Genomic DNA, 17966 nt, shown 5'->3' on the forward strand with positions numbered 1-17966 from the left:
CTGAACTGGTATCATCCTCGCCGGGGGCGTCCGGCTCCCTGATCGCCCGGGTACAGGAAGGGATGCGCAACTGGCGCACCCTGTCGCGGGACAACAAGTCCATCCTCACCATCGCCCTGCTGGCCGCCGTGGTCGCCGCCACCATAGTGGTGATCCTCTGGACCTCCAGCAAGAACTATGTGCCCCTCTACGGCAAGCAGGAGCTCTACGACACCGCCAACATCATGGAGATGCTGGAGAAGGAGCAGGTACCTTTCCGGCTGGAGAAGAGCTCGGGCCAGATCCTGGTGCCGGAGAGCCAACTGGCCCACGTGCGCATGGCGCTGGCGGCGCGGGGGGTCAGGGCGGCCATGCCGGCGGGCCTGGAGGGGCTGGACAATGTCACCGGCCTCGGCACCAGCGAGTTCATGGAAGGGGCGCGCTACCGCCATGCCCTGGAGGGAGAGCTGGCCAGAACCATCATCTCCCTGGACGCGGTACGCAGTGCCCGGGTGCATCTGGCCATCCCGAAGCGGACCCTGTTCGTCGGCCGTGACGAGGAGAAGCCCAGTGCCTCCGTGATGCTGGATCTGCAACCCGGGCAATCCATGGAGCCGGGCCAGGTGGAGGCGATCGCCAACCTGGTGGCGGGCAGCATCTCCGGCATGAAGCCCGGCGCCGTGACCGTGGTGGATCAGGCGGGCCAGCTGCTGAGCGCCGAGCTGGGGGACAAGGCCGGGTTCGGCAAGCAGAGCGTCCAGCAGATGGAATACGTGCGCAAGCTGGAGCAGTACATCCGCCAGCGCGCCAATGACATGCTCTATCCCATGCTGGGCACCGGCAACTTCCGGGTGCAGATCGCCGCAGACGTCAACTTCAATGCGGTGGAGGAGACCCAGCAGCAGCTGGATCCCAATGGTGTGGTGACCAAGGAATCCAACAAGTCCGACAAGACCATAGATGCCCTGGCCCTCGGCATCCCGGGGGCCCTCTCCAACCGCCCCCCGGAAACGGCGCCCCAGACCGATCAGGCTGCCACCGAGGATAACAAGGCTCAAGAGCCTGCCAAGAACGACACCCGCACCGAGCGGCAGGAGGTCAGCAAGCAGTATGAAAACAGCCGCACCATAGTGCATACCCGCTACCAGCAGGGGCGGCTGGAGCGGATGAACGTCTCCATCCTGCTCAATCAGCAGATCGGCCCCAAAGGGGGTTGGAGTGCCGAGCAACTGGAACAGATCCGCCAGATGGTGGAACGCTCGGTGGGCTTCGACAGCGCCCGTGGCGACCAGATCAGCCTGCAGGTGTTCGATTTCACCGGTGCCGAGCCGGTGACACCGCCGGAGTCGAGCTGGCTGGAGACCCCCTACTGGCAGGATTCCCTGCGCTATCTGGTGGGCGGCCTGCTGGGGCTGACCCTGGTGTTCTTCGGCATTCGTCCCCTGGTCAAGCACCTGGTGCGCACCCAGCAATATCCTGATGCCGAGGCTGGACAGGAGCCGGACGAGGAGCAGGAACCCAGCATTGGTCTCGCCATGCGGCGGGAGGGCGATGAGGATCACGAGGTGCCGGCCTCCGGCAAGGGCCTGCAACAGGCCGAATACAGGCTGGAGCCCCAGTTCTCCTCCCTGGATCTGGAGGCGCTGCCGGAGCCGGGCTCCGAGCTGGAGGTCCAGCTCAAGCACCTGCAACTGCTGGTGGACAAGGACACCGCCCGGGTGGCGGAAGTGGTCAGACAATGGGTGAGCGGCAATGAGCAACGGTAATCTGAATCAGAACGCGGTCGACATCGACATCGACAACCTCGAGAAGGCCGCCATCCTGCTGCTGAGCATGGGCACCGAGGCGGCCGCCAAGGTGATGCAGAAGCTGTCGCGGGACGAGGTGCAGCGCCTCATCTCCAAGATGGCCGGCCTCTCCGGCGTGAGCTCGATCGAAGCCAAGTGGACCCTGCAGCAGTTCTTCACCCAGTATCGCGAGCAGAGCGGCATCGGCAGCGCCTCCCGGGAATACCTGGAGCAGACCCTGGATCTGGCCCTCGGCCAGCGCCTCTCCCGCAGCCTGCTCGACAGCCTCTACGGGGATGCGATGAGCCAGGACATCCAGCGCCTGCAATGGGTGCCGGCGGATGTGCTGGCCCGCTTCTTCCGCAACGAACACCCCCAGATGCAGGCGGTGCTGCTCGCCTTCCTTCCGCCCCAGACCGCCTCGGCCGTGCTCGATGCCCTGCCGGGCTCGGTCCACGACGATCTGCTGGTGCGGGTTGCCAGCCTCAGCTCGGTCAGCGAGCACGTGCTGGGGGAGCTGCGGCTGACCCTGGATCGCTGTCTCGCCTATGTGGCCGACCAGTCCGGCGCCAAGGTCAACGGGGTGCGCCAGGTGGCCGACATCCTCAACCGCTATCAGGGCAACAAGGAGCAGATGCTCACCCTGCTACGGGAGCACGACGGCGAGATGGCCCTCGAGATCGAGAAGAACATGTTCGACTTCATGGCCCTGCGTCGCCAGAGCGACGACACCCTGCAGCGCCTGGTGCAGGAGCTGCCGGCGGATCTGCTGGCGCTGGCCCTGAAGAACACCGAGGCCGGTTTCCGCAAGGTGGTGCTGGGGGCCATGCCGAAGCGAATGGCGCAGGCGCTGGAGGCCCAGATCCAGGATCAGGGCAGCGTCTCCCTGCGCAAGGTGGAGCAGGCCCGGGAAGAGGTGATGAAGCTGGTGCGGGAACTGGTGGAGCAGGGCGAGATCGAGTTCCAGCTGTTCGAAGAGCCCACCGTCAGCTAACAGGAGACAGGCATGAGTCAGCATGTTCGCAAACTGGCGGCCGGGGCCACCCGTCTCTACCGTTTCCCGGCGCTGGGACAGAGCGGGGAAGAGGCCAGGAGCCAGCAGGAAGAGTTCGAATACGGCTATCAGCAGGGGCTGGAACAGGGGCAGGCCGAAGGGTACCAGTCCGGCTACCAGCAGGGGCTGGCCAGCGGCCTCATCGAGGGGGAAGCCAAGGGGCTGCAGCAGGGACAGGTGCGCGGTCTGGCCCAGGGGCTGACCGAGGGGCGTGCCGCCTTCGATCAGGCCATGATCCCCTTCGCCAGGTTGCAGCAGCAGTGGGAGTCCCTGACCCGGGCCCGGATGCTGGAGCAGAAGGCCCTGGTGGCCCAGCTGGTCGCCCAGGTGGCCAGGCGGGTGATCCAGGCCGAATTCACCCTCAATCCCCAGCAGGTGCTCCATCAGGTGGAGCAGGCCATGGCCAGCCTGCCGAGCGAGCCGGAGGAGCTGGTGATCTACCTCAACGAGGGGGACAGGCAGCGGCTGATCGAGCAGGGGGTGACCCGCTGCGAGAAGTGGCCGCTGCAGGTGGACCCGGCGCTGGCGGTCGGCGACGCGCGGATCGAGACCCGCGCAGCTGTGATCGAGATCAACACGGGGGAGCGGCTCGGCCGCTGTATCGAGCGGCTCAACCAGACCCTGGAGCTGCCGCAGGATGCATGAGGCGCTGCAGCAGGCGCTGACCTCGGCCCTCGACAGCCTGGAGGAGGTCCCGGGGTTTCGCCGTTACGGCAGGCTGGTGCGCGTCACCGGGCTGACCCTGGAAGTGGTGGGCTGCCAGCTGGTGATGGGGCAGCGCTGCGAGGTGGAGACGGCCACCGGGACCGCCCTGCTGGCCGAGGTGGTCGGCTTCAACCGGGATATCTCCTACCTGATGCCGCTTCAGCCCATGAGCGGTCTCTATGCCGGTGCCCGGGTTCTGCCCGTCGACGGGGAGGAGACCATCCGGGTCGGCGAGCACCTGCTTGGCCGGGTGCTCGACGGCCTGCTGCAGCCCCTGGATGGCCGCCCCCTGAAAGAGGAAGGGGTGCGGGTGCCGCTGTTTTCCTCCCCTCCCAACCCCCTGCTGCGCACCCCGGTGCGCGAACCGCTCGACGTGGGCATCCGTGCCATCAACGGCCTGCTGACCGTGGGCAAAGGCCAGCGCCTGGGGCTGTTTGCGGGTTCCGGGGTGGGCAAGAGCATGCTGCTCGGCATGATGACCCGCAACACCAGCGCCCGCATCGTGGTGGTGGGGCTCATCGGCGAGCGGGGTCGGGAGGTGCGGGAGTTCATCGAGCACAGCCTGGGGAGCGAGGGGCTGGCCCGCGCTGTGGTCATCGCGGCCCCGGCGGACCAGTCCCCCCTGATGCGGCTGCGGGCCGCCCAGCTGTGCCACCGCCTCGCCGAATATTTCCGTGAGCAGGGGCAGGACGTGCTGCTGCTGATGGACTCCCTGACCCGTTACGCCCAGGCCCAGCGGGAGATAGCCCTGGCGATCGGCGAGCCTCCCGCGACCCGGGGCTATCCGCCCTCGGTGTTCAGCATGCTGACCCAGCTGGTGGAGCGGGCGGGCAACGGCACCCATCCGGACGGCAGCCTGAGCGCCTTCTATACGGTGCTGGCGGAAGGGGATGATCAGCAGGACCCAGTGGTGGATTCGGCCAGGGCCATCCTGGACGGTCACATAGTGCTGACGCGCCGCCTGGCGGAGGAGGGACACTACCCGGCCATCGACATCGGCGCCTCGGTGAGCCGGGTGATGCCCCAGGTGGTGCCGCCAGAATGGCAGGCCCTGGCGGTGAACCTGCGCCAGCTGTGGGGCCGTTACCAGCAGGTGCGCGAGCTGCTGCCGCTGGGGGGCTACCAGCCGGGGGCCGATCCCCAGATGGATGAGGCGGTCCAGCGCTATCCCGCCATCGCCAGCTTCCTGCAGCAGGGCCTGCACGAGGAGACCCCCATCACCCAGGTGATGGCCGGGTTGAAACAAGTGCTCGGCAGGGCCTAAGGACGCGGCATGCTGAAATCCTACCTCGGCCTGCAACAGGATGCGCTGGACGCCATGGGCAAGGAGCGCCAGCGCCTGCGGGAAGTGGCGCAGCGGGAGGAGCGCAGGGCCCTGAAATTGCAGGAGGTCATCGAGACGATGCACCCGGGCGCCGCCAGCTTCCACCCCCTGCTGTGGCAGAACAAGCAGCAGATGCAGGGGCAGCTTCGCCACCTGCTGGCGCACCAGCAGCAGCAGTGTGCCCTGGCCAGCCAGGATCTGGCGCACCACGAGGGGCAGCTGATCAGGCAGTTTGGCCGGGTCAAGGGGCTGGAGTTGCTGCTGGACAAACGGGCCCTGGCGGCACGCCAGCGCCAGGAGTCAGGGGAGCAGCGTCAGCTGGACGAGCTCGCCGCGCTGCGCCATCGCGCCCTGCAGGGGAAGTGAGGGTTCAGTCGGGGAAGTGTTCCTGCCTGCCATAGGCGGATTCCTGGCCCAGCAGGGTATGGATGGTCTCGATCTGCCCCGCCAGCAGGCGGCCATTCTGTTCGTTCTGGCGCTGGCACTGCCGCAGCAACAGCTCGAGCGTCTGCCATTGCTCGCCGACCCTTTGTTGCAGCGGAGCGGGCAGCTTGCCGATGAGGGTCGCCATGCCCTGCTCGTCGGGCTTGAGGCCCAGGGCCCTCAGGTGCTGGCAGCGCAGCTGGACCTGCTGCTGGATCTCGCTCATCACCCGGGTCTGCTGCTGGTTGTGCGCCGCCAGCCCGTCCACGTCGTGGCTGGCCAGCAGGCGGTACTGGTTGAGCAGCAGCTGCTGCAGCTCGGCGTAGCGGCCACAATCCTGCTGGATGCCGACGATCAACTGCTGGACCCTCAGCCTGGGGGTCATGGTCATCGGCGGTGCATGTCCAGGATAGCCTGGCCCAGGGCATCCATGTCGAGCTCGAGCCGGCCTTCGGCGATGGCCTGGCGGATCTGGTTCACCTTCTCCATGTCCACGTCGGAGGTGGAGGCCAGCTCAGCCCTCGCCTGATTGATGGTCTGGGCCGTGGCGCTGATCCTGGCGTCCCCCTGGCTGGCCCGTGGCTGGGCTGCGGGCGCGGCATCGGCCTTGCGCTGCGACTGGGGTTGAACGTAGATAGGGTCGGTGCGTGTGATTTTCATAACGTGAATTCCTGGTGGTCTCTCTCTGACAGGCGACCCGAAGGCGGCCGAACTTGAATCAAACTCGCCTTTTGTGGGCTAAAAACGGGTTTCGACCTCCCCCTTGTCGATCACCCAGGCCTGGATCTCCTTGCCCGAGCCGAGGTTTCTGACCCGGATCCCTTCTCCGATGGCGCCGTTCGCCAGCGCCTGGCCACGGGTGGTGGCGGAAAAGCCCGGCTGCCCCGCCCGGATCAGCACCCCTTCCCCCGCGCGAACGGCCCAGGCCTGCTGCAGGTCGAGCTCGCCGATCAGCTGCCCCATCCTGAGATGGCGCGTGCTCTTGCTGCCCACCAGGTCGTCGTTGCTGGGGACGAAGCCCCGCTGCAGCCGGCTGACCTCGAGAGACTTCTCGACCAGATCCCCCGGCCCTATGGTGTGCCCCTTCTGGATCTCCCTTGCCGTCACCCAGACCGGCAGCATCAGGGTCACCTCCACCCGAGCCCGAAGCTGCCAGGCCGGCTCGGTGCACTCCACCAGATAGGGGCGCCTTCCCCAGGGCTGGCGATACTGCCCCCCGGCCTGATAGCGCACCGCCTGCCGGCAGTCGGGCAGGTGGGCCACGGCGGGGGAGAGCCAGACCTGATAGTCGGCTTGGGTCTGCGGCCAGCCCTGCCGGTGCAGGTAGTCGTCGAGGGCCGCCGTCGCATCCGCCGTCAGGCCATCGCTCAGCCGCTGCGCCAGGGAGACCGGCTCGGCCCGCAGGGGCAGCGCCAGGATCAGCAGGGCGAGCAGACCTGCCCGCTTCCATATGGGAAACATTGCTTCCCCCTTTGTCCGCCCCGCCCGCCATGGGAGATGGCCTGACCAGCGGAAATCACGGGTTTTCATGATTGGCATGAGTCTTGATAAAGGATGCACCGGTCTGACTGGTTCACAAGAAGGATGAAGCATGAGTATCTCATTTGACAGCGCACTTGGCGTCCATCCCTATGCCCTGGATGTGCGGGCGGACAGGGCCCGTATTCTGGCAGGGAATCTGGCCAATGTGGATACCCCAGGCTATCTGGCGCGGGATGTGGATTACAAGGCGATCCTCGGCCGTGTCGCCGGACAGGTGGCCGCCGGGGAGTCTGGCGACGCCATTCGCCAGGACGCCATGGACAACGACATGCAGCATCCCCTCTACCGCATCCCCTACCAGGTCTCCATGGATGGCAACACCGCCGAGCTCAGCGTGGAGCAGAGCAAGTTTGCCAGCAATGCCACCGACTTCCAGACCAGCCTCACCTTCCTGAATATGAAAATCACCGGGATCGCCAAGGCGATCGAGGGCCGTTAATCATGTCGTTCAACCGAATCTATGACATCGCCGGCAGCGCCATGCGGGCGCAGACCGTCCGCCTCGACACCGTGGCCTCCAACCTGGCCAACGTCGACAGCGCCGCCGGCAGCGAGGAGGCCGCGTTTCGCGCCATCAAGCCCGTCTTCTCCACCCTGTACCAGCGGGTCCAGGAGGCCGAGGGGCTGGGAGCCGCCCAGGTGCAGATCGCCGGCATCGTCCAGTCCGACCGCCAAGTCGAGAAGCGCCTCGAGCCGACCAATCCCCTGGCCGATGGCGACGGCTTTGTCTACTACTCCAACGTCAACGCGGTGGAGGAGATGGCGGACATGATGAGCGCCTCCCGGGGCTTCGAGACCTCGGTGGAGGTGATCAACCGCATCAACAGCATGCAGCAGGGGCTGCTGCGTCTCGGCCAGGGGGCATAAATGAGCCTGCCACAAGTCAGCGGTCTGGATACCGCCCGCAGCACCAGCCAGTACTCGGCCACCCCGGAGATCGCCGCCAACGGCACCACCGATGGTCAGGGTGTCCAGTTGCGCAACGAATTCCTGCAGATGATGGTGGCCCAGATCCAGAACCAGGATCCCACCAACCCGCTGGATGGCGCCCAGTACGTCACCCAGCTGGCGCAGTTCAGCATGGTGGAGGGGGTTGAGGGGCTCAAGGTGCTGCAGCAGAAGTCCATCAACATGATGGATACCCAGCAGGTGTTGCAGAGCACCGACCTCATCGACAAGGAGGTGATGGTGCCGAGCCAGACCCTGGAGCAGCAGAAAGAAGGGGCGATCCGCGGTCAGGTGGAACTGGCCGGCGCGGCCGATGCGGTCGAGCTGAAGGTCTATGACAAGCACGGCACCCTGGTCGCGACCAAGAGCTGGGGCGAGAGCAAGGCGGGGGCGCTGGATTACGAGCTACCGGCCCTGCCGGCCGGCGAGTACAGCTTCGAGGTAAAGGCCTCCCTCGCCGGGGTGGCCACCACCACCAAGAACTATGTGGCCAGCCGGGTGGAGCGCGTCAGCCTGCCCGGCACGGGCGAAATCATGTTGCAAGTGGCGGGCGTCGGGGATGTTCCCCTGTTCAGCGCCGTCCAGTTTGGCAAGTCGGCGTAATCAGAAAGGAGCGACACTGTGTCTTTTAGTATCGGACTGAGCGGCCTGCGCGCCGTCAACCAGGAATTGAGCGTCATCAGCAACAACGTGGCCAACGCCAGCACCGCCGGCTTCAAGTCCAGCCGTGCCGAGTTTGCCGCCATCTACGGCGGCGGCCAGGCCGGCGGCGTGGAGATGAACAACGTCTCCCAGAACTTCGATCGCAACGGCGACGTGACCCGGACCGGGCGCGGGCTGGATCTGGCGATCTCCGGCAACGGCTTCTTCGTCCTCAAGGACGGCAACGGCCAGACCTCCTACACCCGGGCCGGCATGTTCCAGCGGGACGCCAGCAACTACCTGACCACCGCCAGCGGCACCCGTCTGCAGGGCTACACCACCAACGAGGCGGGGGAGCTGCAGTCCGGCGTGGTGGGGGACATCCAGGTCAAGACCGGCAACCTGCCCGCCAAGCCCTCCGACACCCTGGAGTTCGTGGCGAACCTCAAGGCGGATGCCAGCATCATCGATCAGACGGCGCACCCGTTCGACCCTGCGAAATCCGACAGCTTCAGCTACTCCCAGTCCAGCAAAGTCTATGACTCTCTCGGGGTCGAGCATACCCTGACCCAGTACTTCGTGAAGACCGGCGACAACACCTGGCAGGTCAACTACGCCTTCAACGGCACCCAGACCGGCACCCCGGTAACCATGGTGTTCAACACCAACGGCACCCTGAAGTCCCCGACCACGGCCCCGGTGCTGAACCTGGCCCCCGCGGGTGCCGAGCCCATCGCCCTCACCGCCGATCTGGCCAAGGTCAGCCAGTACGCCTCCGATTTCAACGCCACCCGCAACCAGTCCAACGGCTATACCGCCGGGGATCTGACCGGGGTCCGGGTGGATGCGGACGGCGGTGTCTATGCCACCTTCACCAACGGCCAGAGCCTGCTCCAGGGCCAGGTGGTGATGGCGAACTTCACCAACCCCAACGGCCTGCAGCAGGCCAACAACACCACCTGGCTGCAGTCGTTCAGCTCGGGTCAGCCCGTGTTGGGGGCGCCGGGGACCGGCACCCTGGGCGGCCTGACGGCGGGGGCCTACGAGGCCTCCAACGTGGATCTGACGGGGGAGCTGGTCAGCCTGATGACCTCCCAGCGCAACTACCAGGCCAACGCCAAGACCATCAGCTCGGCGGACAAGATGACCCAGGTGCTCTTCAACTCCTTCTAAGGTGTGATGCGTGGAAAAGCTTATCTATACCGCCATGTCGGGGGCGCAACACACCCTGATGGCCCAGCAGATCCGGGCCAACAACCTGGCCAACGTCAATACCGCAGGCTTTCGGGCCGATTTCGAGCGGGCCTCCGCCTACGCCCTGACCGGTGACGGCTACCAGAGCCGGGTCATGGCCAGGGAGGAGCAGGCGGGCACCGATTTTCGGGCGGGCGCCCTGATGCAGACCGGCCGCAAGCTGGACGTGGCGATCCGCGGCGAGGGGTTTCTCACAGTGCAGACCGCCGACGGCAAGGAGGCCTACACCCGCGCCGGCAACCTGGAGGTGGACGGTGAGGGACTGCTGACCCTCAACGGTCGCCCCGTGCTCGGGGATGGCGGCGAGATGGTGCTGCCGGCCTATCGGGATCTGAGTTTTGGCAAGGACGGCTCCCTCAGCATCACCCCGCCGGGGGGCGGCGCCCGGCTGGACGTGGGCCGGCTCAAGCTGGTCAACCCGGATCCGGCCGAGCTGGTCAAGGGGGCGGATGGCCTGTTCCGTCAGCGCCAGGGCGGCGATGCGGAGATCAGCGAGCAGGTGGTGCTGGCGTCCGGCTTCCTCGAGGGGGCCAACGTGAATGCGGTGGACGAGCTGATCGGCAGCATGTCCCTGACCCGCAACTTCGAGCTGCAGGTCAAGCTGATGAAGACGGCGGACGAGCAGGCGAGACAGGGGGCCAGGCTGATTTCCGGCCAGGGCTGACAGAATGACGCAGGGTCGGTTTGGCCGTCCCTGCACTAGCTTGATGAGGGCGCCAGGCGCCCTCCCATGAAGGGTGGAGAGACGAAGATGCATGCAGCGCTTTGGGTGAGCAAGACGGGTCTGTCGGCACAGGATGCCAAGATGGCCAGCATTTCCAACAACCTGGCCAACGTCAACACGGTCGGCTTCAAGCGCGATCGGGTGGCGTTCGAGGATCTGTTCTATCAGGTCCAGCGCCAGCCGGGGGCCCAGCAGGATCAGCAGAACCTGTCTCCCATCGGCATCCAGATGGGGAACGGGGTGCGGGTGGTCGGCACCCAGAAGGTGTTCACCCCGGGCCAGTTCCAGAACACCAACCAGGATCTGGACATGGCGGTGGTGGGCGCGGGCTTCTTCAGCGTCGAGCGTCCGGATGGCGAGACCGCCTACACCCGCAACGGCCAGTGGCACCGCAACGCGGAAGGGCTGCTGGTCAACGCCGACGGCCTGCCCATGCTGCCGCAGATCCAGATCCCGGACAACGCCACCAAGATCGCCATCGGCACCGACGGCACCGTGAGCGCCACCCTGCCGGGACAGCAGGAGAACGTGGAGCTGGGGCGCATCACCCTGACCAACTTCTCCAACCCGGCCGGCCTGGAAGCCCTGGGGGGCAACCTCTACCGGGCGACCGGTGCCTCCGGCGAGGCCATCGAAGGGGTGCCGGGTGAAGAGGCCATGGGGGCCATCAAGCAGTTCACCCTGGAGAGCTCCAACGTCAACGTGGTGGAAGAGATGGTGGACATGATCACCACCCAGCGCGCCTACGAGATGAACGCCAAGGTGGTCTCCTCCGCCGATCAGATGCTCAAGTTCGTGACCCAGGCCCTGTGATGATGAAGCCGGTGTGGTATTGCGTCGTGCTCTGCCTGTTGCTGGGGGGCTGCTCCACCTATGAGTTGCAGGCCCCGGAACCCGGCGACGAGAAGTGGGCTCCCTCCCGCTCCGAGATGACGAAGGCTGGGGTGGGGGAGGATGGCAGCCTCTACCGTAACGATTACATGATGACCCTGTTCCAGGACCGCCGCGCCTACCGGGTGGGCGACATCCTGACCGTGATGCTGGAGGAGCGCACCCAGTCCAGCAAGAAGGCCAACACCAGCATGAACAAGGCCAGCAGCATCAATGTGCCGGCCCCCTCCATCGGCGGCGTGTCGCGGCCCGACTGGGGCGCCTCGGTCAGCGCAGACCGGGACTTCGACGGCGGCGCCACTTCCAGCCAGCAGAACACATTGGCGGGGGCAATTACTGTCACCGTGGCCGAGGTGATGCCGAACGGGGTGCTGGGGATCCGGGGGGAGAAGTGGATCCGCCTCAACCAGGGGGATGAGTACATCCGTCTGGGGGGCATGGTGCGGGTCGAGGACATCGACCAGAGCAACCGCATCTCCTCCCAGCGCATCGCCGACGCCCGCATCACCTATGCGGGACGCGGCGCCCTCGCCGACAGCAACCAGATGGGTTGGCTGGCGCGTTTCTTCAGCTCCGCCTTCGCCCCCCTGTGAGGACTCCAATGAACAGATGTTGTATCGCCTTGCTCTGCTGCCTGCTGCCGGGCATTGCCGCCGCCGCACCCGCCAAGCGGGCCCTGCTGGACATCGCCGATGTGCAGGGGATGCGCACCAACCAGCTGGTGGGCTACGGTCTGGTGGTCGGCCTCTCCGGCACCGGGGATCGCAGCCAGGTCAAGTTCACCGGCCAGTCCATGACCAACATGCTCAAGCAGTTCGGCGTGCAGCTGCCCGATGACATCGACCCCAAGCTCAAGAACGTGGCCGCCGTTTCGGTGCAGGCGACCCTGCCTGCCCTGGCGGGCAAGGGGCAGCTGGTGGACGTGACCGTCACCTCCATCGGCGATGCCAAGAGCCTGCGGGGCGGCTCCCTGCTGCTGACTCCCATGCGCGGCATCGACGGCGAGGTCTATGCGGTCGCCCAGGGCAATCTGGTGGTGGCCGGGGTCAAGGCCGAGGGGCAGTCCGGCTCCTCCGTCACCATCAACGTGCCGACCGCCGGCATCATACCGAACGGGGCCATCATAGAGCGGGAGGCGGCCAGCAACTTCTCGGACAAGCCGGAAGTCACCCTCAACCTCCATCAACCGAACTTCAAGACGGCCCGCAACGTGGAGCGGGAGATCAACCGCCAGCTCGGTCCAGTGGCCAAGGCGGTCAGCGCCGGTCGCATCCAGATCGCGGCCCCGCGCGACGAGAGTCAGCGCATCTCCTTCATGGCCCTGCTGCAGGATATCGAGATCGACATGGGCAAGGAGCGGCCGCGCGTCGTCTTCAACAGCCGCACCGGCACCGTCGTCATGGGGCAGGGGGTCAAGGTGCACAAGGCGGCGGTCAGCCACGGCAGCCTGACGGTGACGATCGGCGAGAGCCAGACGGTGAGCCAGCCCAATGCCTTCTCCAACGGCCGGACCACCACGACGCCCAACTCCCAGGTTCAGGTTGACCGGGAGCGCAACAACATGTTTGTCTGGCCGGATGGCACCTCCCTGGAGGTGATCGTCAAGGCGGTGAATTCCCTGGGGGCGACCCCGGACGATGTCATGGCCATTCTGCAAGCCCTCGACGAGGCGGGCGCCCTCGAAGGCGAGCTGGTGGTCATCTAAGGATCTCTATGACCAGAATTACATCCGAGCCTGGTTTCTATCAGGATCTCAACGAGTTGCAGCAGATAAAGAGCAACCCGGATCAGCGTGCAGCCCTGGAGGCGGCGGCCGGCCAGTTCGAGGTGAGCTTCCTGCAGACGGTGCTCAAGCACATGCGCTCGGCCTCCGACGCCCTGCAGGACGACGAGGAGAGGATCATCAAGGGGGAGTCCCTCTACCGCGACATGTACGACAGCCAGCTCGCGATGAGCCTGGTCAAGCGCGGTGGCATGGGGCTCAAGGAGCAGATGGTCAATCAACTGGCCCCCACATTAAAGAATGCCGAGCCCGTGGTCGCTTCAGAACCCCAGACCCTGGCTGCCTTCAGTCAGCCTCTGAATTCGGCAAAAATGAGGAAAGTTGACTGATGTCGCTGCTCAATATCGGTTTTAGCGGACTCAACGCGGCGCAGATCGCGCTGAACGTCACCGCCCAGAATATCGCCAACGTCAACACCGTCGGTTACAGCCGCCAGGAGGCCATGATGGGCAGCCTGTCGGGCTTCGGCCGGCTGGACAACGGCATGGGGGTCGAGGTGACCGGGGTTCGCAGGATCACCGATGACTACCTGGTGTCCCAGCACTGGCGCAGCCGCTCATCGACCGGCGCCTCCTATGCGTTTCATCAGTACATCAACACCACGGAGCAGCTGCTCGGCAGCGAGTCCATGAACATCGCCAAGGGGCTGGACAGCTTCTTCGCCTCCCTGAGTGCTGCCCTCGACAGCCCGGAGACGCCGGCCCAGCGCAGCCAGATCGTCAGCTCGGCCGGGGCGCTGGCCAACCGGTTTGGCCAGTTGAACGAGAGCCTGCTGACCCAGGAGAAGCAGATCGACGATCAGCTCGGCAGCACCATCACCCAGGTCAACAGCTATCTCAAGCAGGTGGCCGAGCTCAACACCCAGATCGGCGAACAGGCCTCCAAGGGGGTCAACACCTCGGCGCTGGAAGACAGCCGCGAGCAGATAGTGCGCGAGCTCTCGACCTTCATGGAGGTGAGGGTCAACCGCCAGAGCGACGGCTCCTTCTCCCTGAGTCTGCCCCAGGGCCAGCCCCTGGTGCTGGCGGGCAGCAGCAGCACCCTCTCCCTGGCCGGCGACACCCTGAGCCTGAGCTTCGGGCCGCAATCCTTCGAGGTCCCCAAACTGCAGGGGGGCACCCTGGCCGGGGTGCTGGAGTATCGCACCACAGTGCTGCGCCCCCTGCGCGACGAGCTGAACCAGATCGCGAAGAAGCTGGTGGACGACTTCAACGCCAAGCAGGGGGCCGGGATCGATCTGAACGGCGATCCGGGCAAACCCCTGTTCAGTTACGATCCCCTCAATCCGTCCGGCACCCTCAAGGTGGCCGACGGCTTCACCGGCGATCACCTTGCCTTCGCCAAGGCGGGTGGCGGCAGCGGTGACAACCGCAACCTGCAGGAGCTGCTGACCATCAAGGACAGCCAGTACGACGCCTACAGCGCCCTGCTCGGCAAGATGGCGGTGCAGAGCGGCCAGGCCAAGGCGACCATGGAGGCGGACGCCAACATGGAGAAGCAGCTCGCCACCAAGCTCAGCAGCGTCAGCGGGGTCAACACCGACGAGGAAGGGGTCAAGATCATGGCCTACACCAAGGCCTACCAGGCCAATGCCAAGGTGATCAGCACCTCGGATCAACTCTTCAACTCCATCCTGAACATGTTCTGATGAGGGCGGCATGAGAATCAGCACCAATCAAATCCAGCTCAGCATGCTCGACAACCTGCAACGGGGCTTCGGCGAATACGCTCGTCTGGATCGCCAGATAGCGTCCAACAAGCGGATCCTCCAGCCCTCGGACGATCCGGTCGGCAGCGTGCAGCTGCTCGGCCTGAAGAAGGAGCAGGTGGCGATGGCGCAGTACCAGAAGAACATCGCCAACGCCAAGAGCCAGCTCTCCCAGGGGGAGCTGCAGCTCGAGACCATGACCAACATGCTGGGCCGGCTGCGGGAGCTGACTCAGACGGCCGCCACCGGTTCCCTCTCCGAGGACGATCGTCGTGCCGTGGCCAGCGAGGCAGCCATCATCAAGGAGGGCTTGCTGGATCTGGCCAACGCCCGCAACGAGAACGGCTCCAGCCTGTTCAGCGGCAGCCAGGTGGACAAGACCCCCCTAGTCCAGGGGCCGGGTGGCGACTATCTCTATCAGGGTGACGCCCTGGTGCGCGAGGTGGAGATCGCCCGCGGGGTGACTGTCTCCCTCAACCAGACCGCGGACACCCTCTTCATCCAGAACGGGGACTTCTTCAAGCAGCTGGACGACATGGTGGCGGCCTTCGATGCCGGCGCACCGGATGCGGCGGATCAGGCCAGGGCCATGCTGGATCGCGGCAAGACGCTGCAGGATGACATCAGCCAGATGGTCAGCACCATAGGGGCGCGCATCAACCTGCTGGATCAGGTGGACGAGGGGCATGCCGAGAAAGGCACCTATAGCAAGGAAGTGAGCAATCAGATAGAGTCCCTCGACTATGCCGGGGCCGTGACCCAGCAGGCCCACGTGCTGATGGCCCTGCAGGTGCAGCAGCAGGCCTTCGCCAAGGTCAATGGCCTGAGCCTGTTCAACTACATGCCCTGAGTCGGTCTAAGGAGCCAGGATGCAGATTCAACAAACCCGCCCGGGCGGCGTGGCCGAGACACCGGCCCAGCCCAGGCTGCAAGGGCGTTCGACTGCCCAGACCGGCTCCCCGCAGACTCCCCGCAACGAACGTCAGCCCAACGTCATCCGGCTCGATCGCTGGGCTTTGATCGGCACGGCGCAGCAGCGCATCGCCCATGCCCAGGGGAGCGAGCAGGCCCTGAGCCAAGTCTGGGGCGAGCTGAAGCGCCTCGAGCAGCAGCTCGGCCAGCAGAAGGCCGCGAGCGGAGATCTGGTCTCCCGCCTCAAGCTGCTGGAAGAGAAGCTGACCCAGCCCCAGGCGCCGCTGACGAGCGAACTCAGGCCCCGCCTGCTGGCGTCGGCCGCGGACAGCCGGGTGCACTACGGCGCGGAACGGCTCGATCTGCTGAGCCCCAGGTCGAGCGCCGAGCGGATAGTCTTCTCCTTCCCCCAGACCAGCAGTGCCGTCGAGGTGCTGCTGCCCGCCGATGCCAGCGAGTCGGAGGCCGCCTCCCGGCTGGATCGCGCCCTGCGCAAGGAGCACATCCAGGCTCGCCTGAACGAGCTGGGCAAGCTGGAGCTGAGCGTGCCGGATCAGCACAGGCGCAAGCTGGACGAGCCCGTGCTGCTGAGCGGGGAGGGCATTCGCATCCCGGCGGGCAACCCGGTACCGGTGCAGTTCAAGCAAAGGGCCGGGCAGCTGACCCAGCTCGGCGAGGGGCTCGACAGGGGCGAGATCAAGCAGGAGCAGCAGCGCCTGAAGCGGCTGCTCGGGGAGATCGAGCAGTCGGTACGCGAGCTGAAGCAGTTCCGCCAGAAGATGGTCAAGCAGCTCGATCGGGTGAAGGCGCGCAGCCAGCACCTGCAGGAGGAGGAGCTGACCCAGTTGCAGGGCAAGCTCAGCCAGCAGCTCAAGGAGGGGGGCTTCATGGGGACCATGTCCGGCCTGCTGGCCCAGGCCAACGTGTCACGCCAGAACGTGGTGGCGCTGCTGACCTAGGGTCTGGACGCCCCCTTCACAGCAGGAAACCGCCATGCAGCCCGCAGGCGGTTTCCTGTTTTCAGGGCTTGAGCAGGGCGTACAGGGAGATATCCGACGCGAAGCCGGAGTCGCTGAGCCCCTGCTCTATGGTCTTGAGAAAGTGCGCATTGTGCTGGCGTATGGTGTGATAGCTGTAGAAGAGGTTGACCACGTCCTGCTCTTCCAGCGCCTTGTCCATGGCCAGCAGGCAGAGGTAGTTGCGCAGCAGGAAGTAGTCGATCACCAGCAACTGATAGGCCTGGAACCTGTCCCCCTGCAGCAGCGGGAAGTTGTGGTGATAGACGTAGTAGAGCAGGTAGTTGTCCATGATCTGGGGGCGCTCGGCCAGGAAAGGGGCGACCCTGTCGTGCCAGACCTGCTGCAACCCTGCGATCTTGCCCTCATCGTAGACCCCCTCCAGTACCACATTGATCTTGTCGAGGCAGGCTTGCATGGTCTGGCGTCCCCGCCGTCCCTGGGAGTAGGCCAGCAACTGGTGGGTCATGGTCCTCAGTCCCCACCATTGCAGCCGGGGCAGGGCGGGCAACTGTTCGAACATGGTGTGGAGTTCCCCCCGCTCGGCCAGCACGGCCACCTGGTCGAGGAAGGCCTCGTGGGACAGCTGCCCAGGATCCCGGTGGATCAGCATGCCGATCAGCCACAGCCGCAGCTCGACCGGGAGGTCGGTGGCGGCCAGCACGTGAATGCTCAGGCTGTGCAGGGTGGCCATGGCGGCGGCGGGGGGCGGGGCGAAAGGCAGGGAGTGTGCCAGCTCGGTCACCTCTGTCTGCATCGCCATGGGGTCCAGCAGCAGTTGCCGGCATACCTGGGGGCAGGAGAGCATCAGGGACTTCTTGAGCTGGTTGCCGATCCGGGTCTGGGCCCTGGGGTAGGTCTTGCAGGTCTGGCTCAGGGCATCCGGACCCGCCTTGCTGTGGATCTGGCACAGTCGCTTCTCATCGAGGAAGGGGCAGGCACCCTGCTCGTCGAGCTTGATTTCCCCCCAGCGTTCGTTGCTCTGCTTCACCTTGATGATGTGCAGCTTGCTCAGGGACTTGACCGTGGGATCGGGGTGTCGCTCGTAGTTGCGGAAGGTCTGCTTGTCGATGCTGATGGTCCAGCTGTGACAGCAGTTGTCCTCGCAGCGATCGCCGATGCACTGGAAATGTTGAACGAAATGCGGGGTGTAGAGCGAGGCAGCCATGTCGCCATCCGGTAGTGAGAGGTGGCATTTTAAAAGCAATAAGCATGCCGGAAGATTGTGGCAATCAACCCCGGCGTCCGGGAGCGCGGGGAGAGAAAAATATACG

At 65.5% G+C, this 17966-nt stretch carries 21 protein-coding genes; 17 read left to right on the forward strand and 4 right to left on the reverse strand.

Annotated elements, in window-relative coordinates; translation table 11 throughout:
- The first annotated feature begins 5 nt into the window (after window positions 1-5).
- The 5 genes from fliFL to lfiJ are packed head-to-tail and all read left to right on the forward strand — an operon-like array spanning window position 6 to window position 5215.
- Window positions 6-1745, forward strand: a complete 1740-nt coding sequence (gene fliFL, locus R2B70_RS02025; protein ID WP_412055164.1) for a lateral flagellar M-ring protein FliFL — start codon at window positions 6-8, stop codon at window positions 1743-1745.
- Window positions 1732-2760 carry a lateral flagellar motor switch protein FliGL gene (fliGL, locus tag R2B70_RS02030; RefSeq protein WP_104454871.1) on the forward strand — a complete coding sequence of 343 codons (1029 nt, stop codon included), beginning with the start codon at window positions 1732-1734 and terminating at the stop codon, window positions 2758-2760. Before fliFL ends, fliGL begins: the two co-directional genes overlap by 14 nt.
- Window positions 2761-2772: 12 nt before the next feature.
- On the forward strand, window positions 2773-3465 hold the full coding sequence (gene lfiH, locus R2B70_RS02035) for a lateral flagellar assembly protein FliH (protein ID WP_318162508.1): 693 nt from the start codon (window positions 2773-2775) through the stop codon (window positions 3463-3465).
- On the forward strand, window positions 3458-4789 hold the full coding sequence (gene lfiI / locus R2B70_RS02040; protein ID WP_318162509.1) for a lateral flagellar FliI-like assembly ATPase LfiI: 1332 nt from the start codon (window positions 3458-3460) through the stop codon (window positions 4787-4789). The genes lfiH and lfiI overlap by 8 nt, the downstream gene beginning before the upstream one ends.
- A 9-nt stretch (window positions 4790-4798) precedes the next feature.
- A complete protein-coding gene (gene lfiJ / locus R2B70_RS02045) occupies window positions 4799-5215 on the forward strand; it encodes a lateral flagellar protein LfiJ (RefSeq protein WP_216991120.1) in 417 nt (138 codons plus the stop codon).
- Between the two features lie 4 nt (window positions 5216-5219).
- On the opposite strand, the gene R2B70_RS02050 is transcribed toward lfiJ, so the two are convergent.
- The 3 genes from R2B70_RS02050 to lfgA all read right to left on the reverse strand — a co-directional run bounded on the left by R2B70_RS02050 (window position 5220) and on the right by lfgA (window position 6802).
- The gene (locus tag R2B70_RS02050; protein WP_270821489.1) at window positions 5220-5663 is read right to left on the reverse strand and encodes a flagellar protein FlgN; all 444 of its coding nucleotides are present in this window, start codon (window positions 5661-5663) and stop codon (window positions 5220-5222) included.
- A complete protein-coding gene (gene flgM / locus R2B70_RS02055; protein WP_209794221.1) occupies window positions 5660-5932 on the reverse strand; it encodes a flagellar biosynthesis anti-sigma factor FlgM in 273 nt (90 codons plus the stop codon). The genes R2B70_RS02050 and flgM overlap by 4 nt, the downstream gene beginning before the upstream one ends.
- A gap of 78 nt (window positions 5933-6010) precedes the next feature.
- Window positions 6011-6802, reverse strand: a complete 792-nt coding sequence (gene lfgA / locus R2B70_RS02060; protein WP_318162510.1) for a lateral flagellar basal body P-ring formation protein LfgA — start codon at window positions 6800-6802, stop codon at window positions 6011-6013.
- A gap of 61 nt (window positions 6803-6863) precedes the next feature.
- On the opposite strand from lfgA, the gene lfgB reads away from it, so the two are divergent.
- The 12 genes from lfgB to R2B70_RS02120 all read left to right on the forward strand — a co-directional run bounded on the left by lfgB (window position 6864) and on the right by R2B70_RS02120 (window position 16635).
- Window positions 6864-7253 carry a lateral flagellar basal body rod protein LfgB gene (gene lfgB, locus R2B70_RS02065; protein WP_318162511.1) on the forward strand — a complete coding sequence of 130 codons (390 nt, stop codon included), beginning with the start codon at window positions 6864-6866 and terminating at the stop codon, window positions 7251-7253.
- A gap of 2 nt (window positions 7254-7255) precedes the next feature.
- Window positions 7256-7681 carry a lateral flagellar basal body rod protein FlgCL gene (gene flgCL, locus R2B70_RS02070; RefSeq protein ID WP_043762711.1) on the forward strand — a complete coding sequence of 142 codons (426 nt, stop codon included), beginning with the start codon at window positions 7256-7258 and terminating at the stop codon, window positions 7679-7681.
- Window positions 7682-8365 carry a flagellar hook assembly protein FlgD gene (locus R2B70_RS02075; RefSeq protein WP_318162512.1) on the forward strand — a complete coding sequence of 228 codons (684 nt, stop codon included), beginning with the start codon at window positions 7682-7684 and terminating at the stop codon, window positions 8363-8365.
- Window positions 8366-8383: 18 nt separating this feature from the next.
- Entirely contained in the window at window positions 8384-9577 is a 1194-nt protein-coding gene (gene flgEL / locus R2B70_RS02080; RefSeq protein ID WP_318162513.1) for a lateral flagellar hook protein FlgEL, read from the forward strand.
- Window positions 9578-9587: 10 nt separating this feature from the next.
- Window positions 9588-10322, forward strand: coding sequence for a lateral flagellar basal-body rod protein LfgF (gene lfgF, locus R2B70_RS02085; protein ID WP_318162514.1), 735 nt, complete (start codon window positions 9588-9590; stop codon window positions 10320-10322).
- Between the two features lie 87 nt (window positions 10323-10409).
- Entirely contained in the window at window positions 10410-11195 is a 786-nt protein-coding gene (lfgG, locus tag R2B70_RS02090; RefSeq protein WP_209794215.1) for a flagellar basal-body rod protein FlgG, read from the forward strand.
- Window positions 11195-11866: a flagellar basal body L-ring protein FlgH gene (gene flgH, locus R2B70_RS02095; RefSeq protein ID WP_318162515.1), complete on the forward strand. Its 672-nt coding sequence runs from the start codon at window positions 11195-11197 to the stop codon at window positions 11864-11866. Before lfgG ends, flgH begins: the two co-directional genes overlap by 1 nt.
- An 8-nt stretch (window positions 11867-11874) precedes the next feature.
- A complete protein-coding gene (gene fgIL, locus R2B70_RS02100; RefSeq protein WP_318162516.1) occupies window positions 11875-12978 on the forward strand; it encodes a lateral flagellar basal body P-ring FlgIL in 1104 nt (367 codons plus the stop codon).
- An 8-nt stretch (window positions 12979-12986) separates the two neighbouring features.
- Entirely contained in the window at window positions 12987-13385 is a 399-nt protein-coding gene (locus tag R2B70_RS02105; protein WP_043762724.1) for a rod-binding protein, read from the forward strand.
- Entirely contained in the window at window positions 13385-14704 is a 1320-nt protein-coding gene (lfgK, locus tag R2B70_RS02110) for a lateral flagellar hook-associated protein LfgK (protein ID WP_318162517.1), read from the forward strand. The genes R2B70_RS02105 and lfgK overlap by 1 nt, the downstream gene beginning before the upstream one ends.
- 10 nt (window positions 14705-14714) lie before the next feature.
- Window positions 14715-15614, forward strand: coding sequence for a lateral flagellar hook-associated protein LfgL (gene lfgL / locus R2B70_RS02115; RefSeq protein ID WP_318162518.1), 900 nt, complete (start codon window positions 14715-14717; stop codon window positions 15612-15614).
- Between the two features lie 19 nt (window positions 15615-15633).
- A complete protein-coding gene (locus R2B70_RS02120; protein WP_318162519.1) occupies window positions 15634-16635 on the forward strand; it encodes a hypothetical protein in 1002 nt (333 codons plus the stop codon).
- 61 nt (window positions 16636-16696) lie between these two features.
- Here the strand turns inward: R2B70_RS02120 and fliB are convergent, their stop codons facing one another.
- The gene (gene fliB, locus R2B70_RS02125; RefSeq protein ID WP_318162520.1) at window positions 16697-17860 is read right to left on the reverse strand and encodes a flagellin lysine-N-methylase; all 1164 of its coding nucleotides are present in this window, start codon (window positions 17858-17860) and stop codon (window positions 16697-16699) included.
- Window positions 17861-17966 lie beyond the last annotated feature (106 nt).

The sequence above is a fragment of the Aeromonas sp. XH genome (genome assembly GCF_033348475.1).
GTDB lineage: Bacteria > Pseudomonadota > Gammaproteobacteria > Enterobacterales > Aeromonadaceae > Aeromonas > Aeromonas sanarellii.